This window comes from Acidobacteriota bacterium (assembly GCA_003225175.1).
GTDB lineage: Bacteria > Acidobacteriota > Terriglobia > Terriglobales > Acidobacteriaceae > Gp1-AA112.
In genome coordinates this window covers 1-16,499 of sequence record QIBA01000051.1, presented here as the reverse complement: position 1 = coordinate 16,499, position 16,499 = coordinate 1, and the positions used below count along the sequence as shown (strand labels likewise).

Sequence of the window (16,499 nt, the reverse complement as noted above, 5' to 3'; positions counted from 1 at the left end):
ATTGGTCATCGCCCTGGGCTTCGCGCTGGCGTTCTTAAGCGAAGATGCAGCATGCTGCGTCTCCACGGATGCGTTAATCCAATCGCCTGAGAAATCGACCGAACTCGATCGCAGTGCCTTTACTTTCCTGAATTGGGATCTCAACCTCCGCATCGAGACGGCTTCAGAATCTCTCTCTGTGCGCGGCAAGATCACCATGCGCAACGACTCTGATCAGCCACAGCGCCAGATTCCGCTTCAGATCTCATCGTCATTGAAGTGGGCATCCATCAAGCAAAACGGCAGCTCGATTCCCTTCACGGCTTCCAAAGTACGTTCCGATCTGGATCACAGTGGCAATGTGCAGGAGGCAGCGATCACGCTGCCTGTGCCGCTTTCACCGGGAGCATCGCTTGAGTTGGAAGTCGGCTACAGCGGAACTGTCTCGCTCGACACCACACGTCTCGCGCAGCTTGGGGCGCCTCTCGCAGCGCGTGTAGCGAGTGACTATGACCGCATCACGCCCAGCTTTACCTGTCTGCGCGGGGTCGGCCATGTGCTCTGGTTTCCTGTTTCGATCTCGCCGGCGATTCTCGCACAGGGCAATCGCGTGTTTGAGGAGACGAGCGCATGGGCGGTGCGACATTCCATGTCCCGCATGACCCTAAACATATCGGATTCGGACGTACCCGAAATTGACTACTTTTCTGCGAATGCGCAGAAATTCGGGTTCGTTTCCAATGGGCAACTAGGCCATGGCTTGCGGACTTTTTCCTGGTATCACCTTGGCCTCTCCGGACCTGTGCTTGTGGGCGCTCAATATCGTTCCGTACTTGCCAGAAACGATGTCAATAGCGTTTTCACGATCCGCTTCTTACCTGAACACGAAGCGCAAGCCGACGACTATGCTCGTGTGATCCGCAACACCGTGGCTCCGATCATCCGCAATTCAAAATTTCCGCCGCTAGCCTCGGTGCTGGAATTGCCAGAAGCAGAGGATTCAACATTCGAAGCTGATACGATACTTCTCACACCCCTCAAAACGATTGATCGGAAGTCACTGGAAGTCACTACTGCGTACATGCTTGCTCATCAGACCCTGTGGTCGCCTCGCGCCTGGATCTACGCCGGTGCCGCCCACCTCGCCCAGGCGCTGATGCGCGAACAGCAGGATGGGCGCGCCGCTGCCATCAGCTACATGCAGCAGCGCCTCACGCCACTGCTGCTTGTGGACTCCACCGCTCCTGAATCGGCTAAGAGCAGCAGCTTGGTGAACACAACGAGCGAAGTCTTCTTTCGCACCAAGGCAATGTATGTCTGGTGGATGCTGCGTGAAGCCGTCGGGCAGCGCGTTTTGCTCGACTCCTTGCAGCAGTATGATCCCGATGTGGATAAAGAGCCGTCATATATCCAGAAGCTTCTCGAAAAGAATTCGCACAAGGATCTGGAGTGGTTCTTCGATGATTGGGTTTACCAGGACCGTGGCCTTCCGGAATTTACCGCCAGCAATGGATATGCGCGTGCGAGCCTGCAGGGTATTTATCTAGTGTCCGCAACCATCGAGAACAAAGGAGCTGCGGCGGCGGAAGTGCCGGTTATCGTGCACACCGACAAGGGAGATGTTCCGACTCGCCAGCGCGTTCCAGGACACAGCAAAGTAGCGGTCCGAATCGAAGTCGGCAGCCGTCCCATTGAGCTGACCGTCAATGACGGAAGTGTTCCGGAAGCGGATCGATCCGACAACATCACTCCAATACGAATTGCCACTCAATAGAAAGGAAGCTGAATGGCATATATCCAATTCCTCGGCGCCGCCGGCACCGTGACCGGATCGAAACACCTGATCAATACTGGAGACAAGCAGGTGTTGGTCGACTGCGGCCTCTTCCAGGGACTGAAGCAGTGGCGCGAACGCAACTGGCAGCCGCTGCCGATTCCGGCAAGCGAGATCGATGCGGTGGTTCTCACGCACGCGCACCTGGATCACTCCGGATGGATTCCCAAGCTGGTCAAGCAGGGTTTTCGTGGACGGATTTATGCCAGCCCGGCAACCATCGACTTATGTGGGATTCTCCTTCCCGATTCAGGACATCTGCAGGAAGAAGATGCAGCTCATTACAACCGTAATAAATCCTCGAAGCACAATCCCGCTCTGCCGCTTTACACACTCTCCGAGGCACAGGATTCTCTGAAGTACTTCGAGCCTATTCCGTTCGAGAGGCCCGCGCAGCTCGGCTCGTTTTTTCAATTTCGATTTGTGCCGGCGGCCCACATCGCGGGTTCGTCGATGGCCGAGATTAAGCTGACGCTGAACGGTGGAAATAAGCGATTGCTATTTACCGGAGATATCGGCCGCGTACATGATGACGAGGTTTCTTCGGGAAAGGTTCAACACTTTGGTCCGCGAGAGGGCGAGTCTGCCGACGTGCTCGTGATGGAATCCACTTATGGGAATCGCCTGCATCCGACCAGCGACGTTCGTCCCGAGCTGGCGAAACTCATCTCCGATACCGCTGCGCGTGGTGGCACCGTTGTAATTCCTGCCTTCGCCGTCGAGCGCACGCAAAAGCTTCTCTTCCTTATTAAGGAACTGATGGAGGAGAAGCAGATTCCGAGCATTCCCGTCCATATCGATAGCCCCATGGCTATCTCCGCGATTCAGGTCTTTCTGAAGCACTCCGAGGAATACACGCCGCAGACGCGTGGATTGATCGCGCGTTATGGCTCTCCTCTCCAGTGGGACAGCTTCTTCTTCGATCAGAAGCAGGAAGACTCGCGCAAACTAAACGACGCGCGCTATCCGATGATCATCATCTCTTCCAGCGGCATGGTGACCGGCGGGCGCATTGTGCATCACTTGATCCATCGGCTTTCAGACCCGAGAAACACTGTAATCTTCATTGGCTTTCAGGCACCAGGCACGCGAGGTGCTCTGATAAAAGCTGGTGCATCATCAGTCAAATTGTTCGGCGAAGAGGTCCACGTTCGCGCGCAGGTCGCCGCACTCGAGCAGTTCAGCGATCATGCCGACACGCCGGAGTTGCTGAAGTGGCTTTCGACGTTCACGCAAAACCCGTCGCAGACGTATCTGGTCCACGGCGAACCGCCGGCGGCTGCAGCTCTGCGCGATGCAATTAGCGAGAAGCTTGGGTGGAAAGTGGATGTCGCGCAGTGGCTCCAGAAGGTGGAGATCGGTCACTAGCTCGACCGTCAAGCCAATGTCAGTCGCAAGGCTTTGTACCCGGCGCTGTCCATTATGAAACCGGCATCCTGAGCCTCTCCTTTAGCCGAACGATCTGCCGGAATGAGCCGAACTCCGTTGCTGCATCCTGGCTCTTTCACGAGGATTTGTCGTATAAGAGCCACGAAACGGCATGGAATCGAATGATCGCCGGCGATCCTTCGCCCAAAGGAGGGGCACAGGATGGGAGGGATTGAGGTGAGCTCAACACGTCGGTTCTCCGAAAGTGTCGCGAAATCTCTCGATCGCTAAACCACAGCCCTATTCCCGTCAGCATCCAAGCTTCTGATGCTGCGTACTGCGAATTCCGCGAGTTCCAGTCACCGGCCGCGCACTCTCAGGCTTCATAAGAATCCGCGTCTTTTTCACCGGCACCACAACATGAGCACGCTCGCGATCATCGTCACCATCGTCGGCATTGCATGGGCGCTGATCGTATTGCTGCAGCCCGCGCCTAAATACCACCTGGCGCAAACGCCTGACGGTTCCATCGACTCACCCGATTTCGTTCGCCAACTGGAAGCGATGACGGATACCAGGCTGCAGCGCGCTGTCTCCATTGATGTGCTGACAAATGGAGAAAATTTTTATGAAGCTGAGCTCGAGGCGATCGGCAAGGCAAGGCGGAATATCAATCTCGAGGCTTACATCTTCCATCATGGGAAAATCGCCAACCGCTTTCTGGAAGCCTTGGTCGAGCGCGCACGAGCCGGAGTGCAGGTTCGCATTGTGGTCGATGCGTTGGGAAGCTTCAGTACCTCGCGACATTTTTTCAAGCCTCTGCTCGAGGCTGGCGGACATATGGAGTGGTATCACCCGCTACGATGGAACAACTGGACCAGGGTGAACAATCGAACGCACCGTGAGTTGATGGTGGTGGATGGCGAAGTTGGGTTTATCGGAGGAGCTGGAATTGACGATCAGTGGCTCTCCGGTACTCGCCGGCAGCCACGCTGGCGCGATACGGTCTGTCGTGTGCGCGGTGAAGCAGTTGCTGGACTGCAGGGCGTCTTTCTCGAGAACTGGCTCAATTCATCGGGCGAGATTCTTGCTGGAAACGACTTCTTTCCGGAGCTTCCGACGAATGGAAGCGCGCAGGGATTCGTGATCGACAGCAGTCCGTCGTTCGGCGGATCGACTCGGGCCCACGTTCTCTATCAAGCTTTGATACGTTCGGCAAATAAGTCGATTTACATTACAACTCCGTATTTTCTTCCGGACACCTCCATTCGCGAGGAGATGCTGCGAGCCATCAAAGAGCGTCACGTGCAGATCAGAATCATTACCCCAGGACGCAAGAGTGACCATGCGATGACTCGCAATTCCGGCCGTGCGCTTTATGGCGATCTGCTGGAAGCGGGAGCTGAGATTTACGAGTACAACCCGACAATGATCCATGCCAAGGTGCTCATCGTCGATGGACACTGGTCTGTAGTTGGGTCCACGAACTTCGACAATCGCTCGCTCGGCATCAACGATGAGGTAAACCTTGCAACTCGCAGTCCCGAACTTGCTTCTCGCTTGACGCAAGATTTCCAGCACGATCTCGCCGAATGCCGGAGAGTCACCTACGACCAGTGGAAAAAGCGGCCGGTATGGGAGCGTGCTTTCGAAACCGCAGGGTGGTTTCTTCAGCGACAGCAATAAATGGCGATCACGATCCGCCTGGTTACATACAACATCCACAAATGCCGCGGCTGGGACCGCCGTGTTTCTCCGGAGCGCATTGCGCGTGTGTTGGCGCCCTTAAAGGCAGACTGCATTGCGCTGCAGGAGGTAGTGGACGGCTCTCCATTAGGGAGAGTGAATCAGGCGGAGGCGATCGCAGATGCTCTGACGGGGAAATACGAAGTTTTTTTTGGCCGGACGCGTGACCTGCGCGGCTCCCATTATGGGAATGCCACGCTCGCTCGGCTGCCGGTTGCATGCAGCGAGACGTATGACCTTAGCTGGAAGCACCGCGAGCCCCGCGGGTGCTTGCGCACGGACATTCGTATGAAAAGAGGAGAGCTGTTGCACGTCTTCAATGTGCATCTTGGCACAAGCTACCTCGAGCGCCGGGCCCAAGGCCCTCTACTGCTCAGCGAGGAAATGCTGAACCATGTCGCCCACACCGGCCCTCGCGTGATTCTCGGGGACTTCAATGAATGGACGCGAGGCCTCACCTCAGAGCTGATGGTCAAGCAATTCAGCAAGATCCATCTTCATGAACACCAAAAAAGACGAGGAACTTTTCCCGGCCCAATACCGGTATTGGAGCTTGATCACATCTACTTCGATCCCTCGTTGGAGCTTGTTCGATTCCGAATAGTTCGGAATCGGCTCTCGCTGCTGGCATCAGATCACCTGCCACTTCTGGCAGAATTCAGACTCAAGTCATAGTGCTTCAAGGAGTTAGCGATTCACAAGCAAGTAACTTTTTGCGATTACCACGAAGTTACTAGAGAGGTCTTTACAGCGGCAGTGACTCACAATATTCTCCCTCACGAAGGCAGTTCTGGGGGAGGGCTGCCGGGCGCTTGCGGCTTTCGGGCCGGCAGGCGCTTTGAATTTCGGGGCTCGCTATTGACGGGGGTTAACGCGAGCCCCTTAACTTCTACTGCGCCAAGGCCTTCTGGGCTCCGCTTCTTTTTGGCTGGGACATCATCTAATCAACTTCAGCTAGCCCAATGCTAGGATTGAAGGTTGGACCATTTCGATGGGGGAGAACTTACATGGCAGGTGACGCGGTAATGGAAGTGACCGATGCCAATTTTGAGCAGAGCGTGCTCAAGTCTGAACAGCCGGTAATGGTGGATTTCTGGGCTACATGGTGTGGCCCATGCAAAGCGCTGTCGCCAGTAGTGGATGAGGTAGCACAGGCTTATAACGGCAAGGCGAAGGTCTACAAAATGGACGTAGATCGCAATAACTCGACACCGATGCGCTACGGAGTGCGCGGAATCCCCACGCTGCTGATCTTCAAAGACGGCAAGGTGGCGGAGCAGATCGTCGGGTATGTGCCGAAAGACACCATTCAGAAGGCATTAGACAAGCATGTGTAGTCAGCTTCTAATCCGCTGAGCTTCTCAGCTGCGAAGCTCAAGTTTTGTTGTATCCAGAGCGCGCCGTAAGTACGGTGCGCTTTTCATTTTTCTGCTAAAGACGCAACTACTACCTGCTTTTCCTCATTTCCCCTTAGAATCATCGGTCGCCGGAACAGCACGGTACGGGATTCCGCGCGGGAGGATGAGCATTGGCTACCATCACTGAACCGAAAACTCCGGAAGCGCGATTTGAACCGTACGTTCCTTCCGAGACGAAGCTCAAAGAATTCACTCCGCGTGCGCTGATTCTCGGGTCGATATTTGGAATTCTCTTCGGCGGTGTGACGGTGTACGTTGGGCTCCGCGCTGGTCTCACCGTTTCTGCGTCGATTCCCATCGCAGTGCTCTCGATCAGTATTCTGCGCGCCTTTGGTCGGGCCACCATTCTCGAAAACAATATTGTGCAGACGACTGGGAATGCCGGGCAGTCCGTCGCGTCGGGCGTGATCTTCACTCTGCCCGCTCTCATCTTTCTAGGCTTTCAGCTCGAAGTTGCGCGGATTTTTCTGCTGAGTCTTGTCGGTGGACTCATCGGTGTGTTTTTCATGATCCCTCTGCGTCGGCAATTGATTGTGAAGGAGCATGGCGTCCTCACCTATCCCGAAGGGACGGCATGTGCCGATGTTCTCGTTGCCGGCGACCGGGGAGGCAGCTTCGCCGGCCGCGTCTTCTGGGGACTCGGCCTGGGTGCGCTTTACACGTTTTTCCAAAATGAGAATCTGCTCGCCGCCTGGCCTAGCACGCCTACGTGGGACATCAAGCAATATGCGGGTGCGTCGATTCGCGCCAACACCACCTCCGAATACATGGGCGTCGGATACATCATCGGACCGCGAGTCGCGGGTGTGCTGTTCGCTGGAGGCGTCTTTTCGTGGCTCGTGCTGATGCCGGCCATCCACTTCTTCGGCGCGGGCTTGGCCACGCCCATCTATCCCGGCACAATGCCGATCTCACAGATGTCGCCCACCGATCTTTGGCGCACGTATGTTCGCCCCATGGGCGCAGGCGCTGTGGCATGTGCCGGCCTGATCACGCTGATGAAGACCATGCCAACCATTGTCTCGGCAATACGCACCAGCGTGAAACAGTTGGGCTCGGAAAAGAGCGAACGCTCCAACCTGCGTACAGATGACGATTTGCCTATGTGGGTGACGGTTGGCGGCTCGGTGCTGCTGATTATCATGATGTGGGGGTTTCTCACGTTTAAGCCTGTTCCAGGCGCGCAGACTTCGCTCTTCGCCAATATCGTGGCTTCCGTCTTCGTCGTCGTTTTTGGATTCTTATTCGTTACAGTTTCTTCGCGCATTACTGGCCTGATCGGCAGCTCGGCCAATCCTGTTTCAGGAATGACGATCGCGACGCTGATGGCTACCTCCGCGATCTTTCTGGCGTTGGGCTGGACGGCTCCCGCTTTCGGCGCGCTCGTGCTCACCATCGGCGGAGTAGTTTGTATCGCGTCGTCCAATGCCGGCGACACTTCGCAGGACTTAAAGACAGGCTATCTGATTGGGGCGACTCCGAAGTGGCAACAGGCGGCCTTGCTGATCGGAGTCACCGTTTCCACATTCGCCGTTGGTTACACGCTGACAGGGATGAACAAGGGGCTCGAAGAATTCCGGCCACTTGTTAGGCAGATAGACCTCAATCGTCTGCCGCCGGGAGTCACCGTCGAAGAAACCAACGGGCAACGCGGCTTCACGCGCGATCGCTTCAGCTATCGCGATGCCCAAGGGCAGATGGTCACTCTCCCCGGGCATGACTACTACGTCCTGAATGCGATTAATTCCTCGGAAATTGCCAGCGGCAAGTACCTCTACAGCCCTAAATCGGGACAGATCGAAGTACAGTGGATCCAGGGCATCGGGAGTGAGCGTGCTCCCGCTCCTCAAGCACAGTTAATGTCGACTGTGATCAACGGCATTCTGACACGCAAGCTGCCTTGGGGATTGGTAATGCTTGGAGTGTTCCTGGTGATCGTGGTCGAGCTGCTGGGAATTCGCTCTTTGGCGTTTGCTGTGGGGGCTTACATCTCGATCGGAACGACGCTTGCGATCTTCGCTGGCGGCGTTGTCCGCTGGCTCGTAGAGTCCGCCGCCAAACGCGCCGGCGAAACTCCGGCTGAAACCGATGTTAGCCCCGGTTCTCTGTATGCCAGCGGCCTGATCGCTGCGGGCGGAATCATGGGCCTGGCTGGTATTGGTGTGAAGCTCATATTTGGAGCCGACAAGCCAAACCCGTTGGACATCAGTTCGCGGTTGCCGGCGATGGGTTTCGGTGCACTGGGGTTGAATGTAGTAGCGGTTATTGCGTTTCTTGTGCTCGCGTGGTCTCTCTATCACTTTGCCCGCAAACCGCTGGGGAGTGGTGGAAGCACAGCAGCAAAAAATTAACCCATTGTTGTCTTTGTGGCACACCGCCCTCGGCTGTGAGGCCGCTGTGCCACATTGGTTTTCTTTCTCAGCCCGCCCTTAAATGAACCTTCAGCATCCTTTTTCCCAAACGGAGAACAAATGGATTCGGAAGGCTCCGTCTCAAGATTCGATCTTCCACTAGCACATTTTCAACGTGAACCGCTCTTTCCTTAATTTTTCTTTGAGCCTCGGTGCGCGAGGGCGTGAGAGCACAAACTACCAGCAGCTTGTCGATCTCAATGGGAAGAGGATCGGCGGCAGCACCACCCAATCCAATCTGGGAAGTAAGCACGTTGCATTGCGGCAGTTCATCAGGTACCTGATGCTTTTGGAACTGCTTCGCCCAGTTCTCCTCCGCCTCGTGCGCGGCCTGCTCGGAGTGAAAATCCTTGACAATTCTGCGTGCCAAATCCTTCTTGGCTTGCATGGCATGCACTGCGCCTGACGCGACCCTTGACTTCAAGTCCTCGATCTCCGCCGTTCGCAAATCGGTGAGCAGAGTGTAGTAGCGCCACATCAGCTCGTCGGAGATCGACATCAGCTTGCCGTACATCTCGAGTGGCGGCTCTTTGATTCCGATCGCATTCCCCAGCGACTTCGACATCTTCTGCGTGCCATCAAGCCCTTCGAGGATGGGCATCATCAGGACAACCTGCGTGGGCTGACCGTGCTGGCGTTGCATCTCACGGCCGGTAAGAAGATTGAATTTCTGATCCGTTCCGCCGAGTTCCACGTCGGCTTCCAGAGCGACGGAGTCATAGCCCATCGCGAGTGGATACAGGAGCTCGTGCATGGCGATTGGCTGCTCTTTTTGAAAGCGATCATGAAAGTCGTCGCGTTCCAGCAATTGCGACACTGTGTATTTTTCAGCGAGGCGGATGAAATCGATGGCGCTGAATTTCGAGAACCATCGGCTGTTGAAGTCGATCACCGTTTTTTGATGATCGAGAATTTTGAAGACCTGCTCCTTATAGGTCTCCGCATTGCGGTCGATCTCTTCGCGCGTTAATGGCTTACGGGTGGCCGAACGTCCGCTGGGATCGCCGATCAAGCCGGTAAAGTCGCCGATCAGGAAGATGGCGGTGTGACCCATGTCCTGAAAATGTTTGAGCTTGCGAATCAAAACCGTGTGACCAAGATGCAGATCGGGCGCGGTGGGATCGAAGCCGGCTTTCACCTTGAGGGGCTTGCCGGTTTTGAACGATTTTTCCAGACGCTCGCGCAGTTCCTGCTCGCGAATAATTTCCACCGCGCCCTTCTTTAGATATGCGAGCTGCTCGTCAACTTGAGGAAAGGTCATGCGATATGGGTAAAGAGCTCCGACTCACGTTGCTCGGTCAGGTCCTGCATTTTGGGCGTGTAGTCGAGAAAATGAGGGGTGCGGCGATGCGCGTCGAGCGCGGTGTCATCGCGATAGAGCTCGTAAAGCATGAATTTTCGCGGCTCTTTGCGCGACTGGAGCACGTCGAAACGCATGCATCCGGGCTCAGTTTGTACCAATTTGACATAGGAACGGAACATATCGGCCGTTTCCTGTTCGCGGCCAGCTTTTACGGTGATATGAACTGTCAGGCAGATCATCGGGGCTCCAGGAATCCTTCATTTTACGGGAAAAGGCGGGTTGAACATGGAGACCAGAAAGAAACCGATGTCCAAAGCTAACCTACGCTGCGCGATATCGTCCTTTCCGCATGCGGGCTCTTGCCATTCTCGGACCTGGAGCGCAGGACAGCGACTTAGAACGTCTGCGAGACACCGGCCTAAAGGTTGAGCATTGGGACACCAGTGATTCGCAATCCGCCGCCGATCTTGTGGCTGTTATGGGCGGAGACGGCACAATTCATCGCTTTCTTCCACAGCTTTTGCGGGTGAAAATCCCGGTTTTGCTGGTTCCATGCGGCAGTGGAAACGACCTGGCGCGGGCTGTAAGCATCTCGACAGCACAAAATGCGCTGGATCTGGCGCGGCAATTCGTCGCCGGAAACGCCATCCTGCGCGTGATAGACGTCGGAATCATCGTCAATAAATACGGTTACGAGATCCCTTTTTGCTGTGTTGGCGGCCTTGGACTGGACGCAATTGCAGCCGAATGCGCCAATTCTATGCCGCGCGGGCTTCGTGGAAACGGCGGTTATGTGCTTGGAATGACTCGTGCGCTGCTGCAAGCGCCGGCTTTGCGGCTGCGAATTTGCGCTAATGGACGCGAAATTACGCAGGATTCCTGCATGCTTAGCTTCGCTAATACACCTTCTTTTGGCGGTGGATTGCGCATTGCGCCGCACGCAAAGCTCGATGACGGCGCACTGGAGTGCGTTCTGGTGCAGAAAATGGGACGTTTAAAGCTTCTTCGGAGCGCCATTGCGCTGCTTCGAGTGCGTCATTTGCAGCTTAAGGAAGTCACTTCTTTCTCCTCCGAGCGCCTGCGAATCGAGAGCAATCCGCCTACTTGGGTGTTTGCGGATGGCGAACCGGTGTGCCAAACTCCGATTGATGTGCACGTTATTCCTCGCGCTTTGCGCCTGTTAAGCGCTTAAAAGACGGAAACTGCGGCTTCCGCGAGCAGTTTCAGCCGTTGCGCATCATCCATTTGCGGCATTGCGCCCGCTTCCGAAGCCACCCAGGACGCCCATTTATTGGCAAATGCCAGCGTCTTTTGCAGCTCTAATCCGCGCAAAATGCAGTGGATGGCGGCGGCAGTAAAGGCGTCGCCGGCGCCGATTGTGTCGCGCACGCGCACCTTAAAGCCGGGATGCGACACGACTTTTTCGCCTTGTGCAGCCATTGCGCCACGCTCTCCGCACGTTACCAGCACCACTTTAAGGCCGTATTTGTCCAGCAATTCGCGCATTAGCGCGCCGTTAGAAGCGCTTTTCAGGCCCAAGATCGCCGCTATTTCGGGCAATTCCACGTCATTTAACTTCAAAATGGTCGCCAAATGGAGCGACGAATCGATGATTCCGCGCTCATAAAACGGCCTTCGAAGATTGATATCGAAGACTCGCAGACACTCCGGGCGCGTGTTTTCGAGAAAATTTTGAATGGTTTCACGCGATTTTGGGGTTCTTTGCGCCAGGCTTCCGCAGCAGACGGCGTCACAGTTAGCGGCTATTTCGCGCCATTTCGGGGTCCATTCGAGCGCATCCCAGGCGACCGGCTGGCGGATTTCGTACTCCGGCTGACCGGCTCTGAATCGAACCTCCACGGTACCTGTTGGAAGTTTCAAATCGGTCTGAATACCGCTGGTGTCGAGATTGCGTCCGGCGAGCTCCGACTGAATCTGCGCGCCCAGCGAGTCATTCCCGATTCGGGAGGCGATGATTGCATGCTCGCCCAGCAGGGAAGCGATGTACGCGAAGTTGAGCGGCGCCCCGCCGAGATGTTTGCCCGTGGGAAGCATGTCCCACAGAGCTTCGCCAATGCCGACTACCAAGTGTGCGGGCAGAGCCATGATAGGAAGCTATGTGGCACAGCCGCCCTCGGCTGTGGACTCTGCATAGTACACAGGCGACGGCGCCTGTGCCACACACCATTTTTAGGTGATCTGGGTACTAGAAATGTTGTGACTGGCCAAACTGTCATCCTGAGGCCCGATGTTGGCCGAAGGATCTCCCGCGATGCCTTGGAACGTACTTGCTGCCTCACGGCTCTTTGGCGAATATCCTCGTGAAAGGGCCGGGATGCAGCGAGTCAGTCTGATTCATTCCGGGAGATCCTTCGGCCAACAGCGCGCCTCAGGATGACAGTTCTTAACGAGCACGACTCGGGACCATTCTAGTGTCCCAGGATCAGTCCGTGTGGCACTGCCTGGGGAAATACATAGGCGTACATCAAAACGATCAATCCCACGATCGCTCCCAGTGCGATCGAGTGCCACACCACGAAGCGGAAGATCTGGCCCTCGTTTCCAAGCTGATTGGTCGCTGCTGTTGCCACGCAGATCGACTGCGCATCCACCATCTTCCCCATTACGCCGCCGGCGCTGTTGGCGGCGCACATCAGCACCGGATCTAGGCCGAGCTGCTGCGAGGTAATGCGCTGCAGGCTGCCGAAGAGCGCGTTTGACGACGTGTCGCTGCCGGTGAGCGCCACTCCGAGCCATCCCAGGAAGGTTCCGAAGAATGGATAAAACCTTCCGGAGCGGGTAAAAGCGAGTCCCAAAACGGCATCGAGGCCTGAATATCGCGTGACGTAGCCCAAGCCGAGCATGAACGAGATCGCGAGTATGGCAAAGCGCATTCGATACAAGGTGTGGCCGAAGACACGCAGCAGCCGTCGCGGACTGAGTCCCAGAATGAAACCCGAGATGACGGCGGCAAGAAAGCATCCGCTGCCCGTGGCTGAGAGCCAGTTGAAATCGAACCTCGCCGCTTCGCGCGTGGGCTTGGCCACTACAGGAGCCGCGCGCATCACGTTGTTGTGCAGAATCGGGAACTCCCAGCCGCCGCGCTGGAATGCCGGAGTTGTGTAGCGATTCATGGCGGTCTTAATGGTTGGCAGGCCCCAAAGCAACACGATGACGGAAAGAATGAGGAACGGCAGCCAGGCCAATGCTGCTTCTTTGCGCCGCTCGCGCATAAATACCTTCGGATCTGGCGGCGGGTTATCGATCAGCGACTGGCGAATGCGGTCTGCCTCCTCCTTTGACAGAGACTTCGTCGTGACACTCAGTGTCGCTGTAAAAACCTTTCCCTCTCGCCATAAGCGCTTCGGTTTCCAGAGCTTCAGAAACACCACCAGCACAATCATCGAGACGACTCCACTGGTGATATCCACAAGATTGCTATCCATGTAGTTCGCCCAGAAGAACTGCGTGGCGCCGAAGGAGAATCCAACGACGAGGATCGCCGGCAGCACTTCGAAGGTCAGCTCCCATCCCACCATGGCGCGCACCAGCCAAAATGGAACTATGACCGCCGTGATGGGAAGGATGCGTCCAATCATCGCGCTCAAATCCGGCTCAGGCAGGCCGCAAACCGCAGCCAGCGTGTGTACCGGGATGCCGATCGCTCCCCATGCGACTGGAGCGGTGTTCGCGATCAAGTTGAGCGCAGCGGCGTGGAAGGGACGGAATCCCAGGCCGATCATGAACGCGCCGGCAATCGCGACCGGCGATCCAAATCCGGCACAGCCTTCGATGAACGCGCCGAAGCAGAAGGCCACGAGCAGCACCTGCAGGCGCTGGTCATAAGTGATGCGAGCAATCGAGCGCTGCATGATCTCGAATTTGCCGGCCTCGACTGAGACGTCGTAGAGAAAGACGGCAGCCACTACGATCCAGACAATCTTCAGCAATCCAAATGAGACACCGTACAGAAAGCTAGCCGCGGCGAGCGAGACAGGCATGTGAAACGCCGTAGTCGCGACGACCATCGCCGTCGCCACGCCGGCTAACGCAGCCAGATGCGGACGTACCTGCAGTCCAGCCAGCAACACGAAGAGCACAATAATCGGCAGCGCCGCGCACAACGTGGACAGCCACCAATGTCCGAACGGATCGTAGGTCTGGGTCCAGGCCATGGGTGGGGATTGTACCGAACAACACCCGGATCGGCTGCGGTTAGCGGTTCTGAGAACTGGGTGATTGTTCACATTTCGGGTGATCCTTTGCGATTGATGACTCCTACGCTCAAATTGCATCGGCCCGAACCACGCGGCATAGGCTCGTCACCAATGATGTGATATCATGATATCAAGCGATAAGATCGGAGGAAGATATGGGGCAGCTTGTGGTGCGGAATCTCGCGAGCGCTGTGAAGGAACGGTTGCAGCAGCGGGCCCGGCGGAATCGCCGAAGCATGGAGGAGGAGGTGCGTGAAATTCTTCGCAATGCGGTCATTAATGATGATGAAGGCTCGGCTCGCGGACTTGGCTCCGAGATTGCCCGCTTGTTCGCCAAAACCGGATTGCACTCTGACATTGCAGAATTGCGAGGTAACGAAATAAACCCGGCATCGTTCGAGTCATGATTATTCTCGACACCAACGTGCTTTCCGCATTAATGCAGCAGGAGCCCGATAAGAAAGTTGTGGCGTGGCTCGACCAGCAGCCCCGAACATCGATCTGGACTACGTCATTGACGCTTCTCGAAGTGCGATTCGGGCTGCAGATCATGGCCAGGGGAAAACGCAGATCTTTGCTGATGCAAGCATTTGAAAATCTGCTCGACATGATGAGCCAGCGGGTCGCACCGTTTGATGCCGCCGCGGCCAGGCAGGCGGCTGACTTGAGGGCATCTCGTAAACGACGAGGCCGACCGGGAGAGCTGCGGGACACGATGATCGCAGGGATCGTCGTTGCGCATCACGCTGCGCTCGCCACGCGCAACCTGAGTCACTTTGAAGATTTGTCCGTCCCTGTAGTTAACCCCTGGCTCGCCTAAGCTGCCGCGAGGATTCGGCCACGAATTGAAGATCGCAGTGACCAGGAGCGGGACGCAGCATACCGGCCGAGGGCGGCGGAACGACCGATTCACAGATCGGGAACACGAATGCGAGATACGCCTATCTTCCAACCTCCAACCTTGTCGGTGCTTAGGTATCAGGTGGGACAGTAGTCAGCGGGAGTACTCAGTAACAGATCAGGCTCTCCCCTTTTGGCACACTAACACTTCAGCGTTCGTCTCTTTCCGAATTCCCCGGCTGCAGGTGCTTCACAAGCTTGTCGGCCTCATTGGCCGTTTGGTTTAGTCCAGACGGATCGTTCAACTGTGGCAGGGATTTCCAAAAATCCCGGAGTTGCTCGGCTGCGAAGATGGCTGGTTGGTACCGAATTTCATCCAGCGATCGTATAAGAGCGATTGTCTGGCTATAGCGATCCCTGTAACCGTGAGTCTCAGCCCAAATGCCGTTTTGGTCGATCAGATTCCACCAGCCTACCGGCAGCGTTGGGCCAATCGCCTGCCAATATTTCACATCAGCTTCCAGCCTGGATGTCAGCTCCGGACCTGCCGCAGCTCCTCCCGCCTTGGCATATTGTTCTATGAGCGTTCCATCGTCTTTTGAAAATTTCGGATCGTCCAACATGGAACGAATCGTGGGCAGTGCTGCCTCTCCAGATTTTCCCAGCTCCTCCAGCACAAAGTTTTTGGCTGGGTAAATTTTCGAATCGGCGTACGATCTCAAAGCCTCAGCACGCGCCTTGCGATCTTCAATCGCGACGGCGGCTTCGATTTGCTGTTGAAGCCGGAGAACGTCGAAAGTCCTCTCTTTCAGGCTGGATTCTGACAACTCCTCCCTCCTGACCTCCCCCGCATTCCGTTCAGTCGAATACCACAGACGGACAAATACGCTCGGACCGGGATTGATCATCTGTACGAATCCATACGCACGACCGTCGTAGATCCATGCTGCCGAAGCCTTCATATCGCTGAAAAGATTAGCTGCAACCCAACGGGAGCTTTTCCCTCTGCTCTCTGCAGCCTGTGACCCATCTTTCAGGTACAGCACGATTCTGCTTCCCGGAGGAACAATAGGGACCTCAGTCCATCTTTTGAAAGGTGAAAAGGAATCACGCGGATACCAGCTAATCGGCACTGAATCGGGCTTTGGCGCCAAATCAGGAATAGCAACGATAGTTCCCGGGAGCAGATCGCCTTTCCATGACTCCAACACCTGAAAGCTGCCGTCGTCACTCAGAGGAGTGACCACCACGATATCGGTGGCATGCCAGGAGGAGTAGTCGAGCATGAACGAAGGCCGAATCCCGCCAAAGGCGCAACACGATGTAAGCAGAATGAGCAACCTGCAGAGGCGAGTGCAGAAGGGCCGAATCATTTCACCGCTC

General features: G+C 56.0%; 14 protein-coding genes. 9 read left to right on the top strand and 5 right to left on the bottom strand.

What is annotated here, in order from left to right:
- Window position 1: 1 nt before the first annotated feature.
- The 6 genes from DMG62_14185 to DMG62_14160 all read left to right on the top strand — a co-directional run bounded on the left by DMG62_14185 (window position 2) and on the right by DMG62_14160 (window position 8,696).
- A complete protein-coding gene (locus DMG62_14185; protein ID PYY22244.1) occupies window positions 2-1,753 on the top strand; it encodes a hypothetical protein in 1,752 nt (583 codons plus the stop codon).
- Window positions 1,754-1,765: 12 nt separating this feature from the next.
- Window positions 1,766-3,181 carry an MBL fold metallo-hydrolase gene (locus tag DMG62_14180; GenBank protein PYY22243.1) on the top strand — a complete coding sequence of 472 codons (1,416 nt, stop codon included), beginning with the start codon at window positions 1,766-1,768 and terminating at the stop codon, window positions 3,179-3,181.
- 420 nt (window positions 3,182-3,601) lie between these two features.
- Complete coding sequence (locus DMG62_14175; GenBank protein PYY22242.1) at window positions 3,602-4,867, top strand: cardiolipin synthase B; 1,266 nt, start codon at window positions 3,602-3,604, stop codon at window positions 4,865-4,867.
- A 6-nt stretch (window positions 4,868-4,873) separates the two neighbouring features.
- A complete protein-coding gene (locus tag DMG62_14170) occupies window positions 4,874-5,602 on the top strand; it encodes a hypothetical protein (GenBank protein ID PYY22301.1) in 729 nt (242 codons plus the stop codon).
- A gap of 332 nt (window positions 5,603-5,934) precedes the next feature.
- Complete coding sequence (gene trxA / locus DMG62_14165) at window positions 5,935-6,264, top strand: thioredoxin (GenBank protein PYY22241.1); 330 nt, start codon at window positions 5,935-5,937, stop codon at window positions 6,262-6,264.
- A 200-nt stretch (window positions 6,265-6,464) separates the two neighbouring features.
- Window positions 6,465-8,696 carry an oligopeptide transporter, OPT family gene (locus DMG62_14160; protein ID PYY22300.1) on the top strand — a complete coding sequence of 744 codons (2,232 nt, stop codon included), beginning with the start codon at window positions 6,465-6,467 and terminating at the stop codon, window positions 8,694-8,696.
- Between the two features lie 67 nt (window positions 8,697-8,763).
- Here DMG62_14160 and DMG62_14155 read toward each other — a convergent pair whose 3' ends face one another.
- A complete protein-coding gene (locus tag DMG62_14155; GenBank protein PYY22240.1) occupies window positions 8,764-10,017 on the bottom strand; it encodes a tyrosine--tRNA ligase in 1,254 nt (417 codons plus the stop codon).
- Window positions 10,014-10,298 (bottom strand): hypothetical protein, encoded by a 285-nt coding sequence (locus DMG62_14150; protein ID PYY22239.1) that lies wholly within the window; start codon window positions 10,296-10,298, stop codon window positions 10,014-10,016. The genes DMG62_14155 and DMG62_14150 overlap by 4 nt, the downstream gene beginning before the upstream one ends.
- Before the next feature lie 110 nt (window positions 10,299-10,408).
- Between DMG62_14150 and DMG62_14145 the strand changes: the two genes are divergently transcribed.
- Complete coding sequence (locus DMG62_14145; protein PYY22238.1) at window positions 10,409-11,251, top strand: hypothetical protein; 843 nt, start codon at window positions 10,409-10,411, stop codon at window positions 11,249-11,251.
- On the opposite strand, the gene DMG62_14140 is transcribed toward DMG62_14145, so the two are convergent.
- Window positions 11,248-12,165: a carbohydrate kinase gene (locus tag DMG62_14140; protein PYY22237.1), complete on the bottom strand. Its 918-nt coding sequence runs from the start codon at window positions 12,163-12,165 to the stop codon at window positions 11,248-11,250. The two genes, DMG62_14145 and DMG62_14140, sit on opposite strands and share 4 nt — an antisense overlap.
- 323 nt (window positions 12,166-12,488) lie before the next feature.
- Window positions 12,489-14,234 carry a lactate permease gene (locus DMG62_14135; GenBank protein PYY22236.1) on the bottom strand — a complete coding sequence of 582 codons (1,746 nt, stop codon included), beginning with the start codon at window positions 14,232-14,234 and terminating at the stop codon, window positions 12,489-12,491.
- A 197-nt stretch (window positions 14,235-14,431) separates the two neighbouring features.
- Here DMG62_14135 and DMG62_14130 point away from each other — a divergent pair, with 197 nt between their 5' ends.
- Together DMG62_14130 and DMG62_14125 are read left to right on the top strand one after the other, a co-directional pair.
- Window positions 14,432-14,683 carry a toxin-antitoxin system gene (locus DMG62_14130; GenBank protein PYY22235.1) on the top strand — a complete coding sequence of 84 codons (252 nt, stop codon included), beginning with the start codon at window positions 14,432-14,434 and terminating at the stop codon, window positions 14,681-14,683.
- A complete protein-coding gene (locus DMG62_14125) occupies window positions 14,680-15,096 on the top strand; it encodes a VapC toxin family PIN domain ribonuclease (protein PYY22234.1) in 417 nt (138 codons plus the stop codon). The genes DMG62_14130 and DMG62_14125 overlap by 4 nt, the downstream gene beginning before the upstream one ends.
- Window positions 15,097-15,325: 229 nt before the next feature.
- Here the strand turns inward: DMG62_14125 and DMG62_14120 are convergent, their stop codons facing one another.
- On the bottom strand, window positions 15,326-16,402 hold the full coding sequence (locus DMG62_14120; protein ID PYY22233.1) for a hypothetical protein: 1,077 nt from the start codon (window positions 16,400-16,402) through the stop codon (window positions 15,326-15,328).
- Window positions 16,403-16,499: the final 97 nt, after the last annotated feature.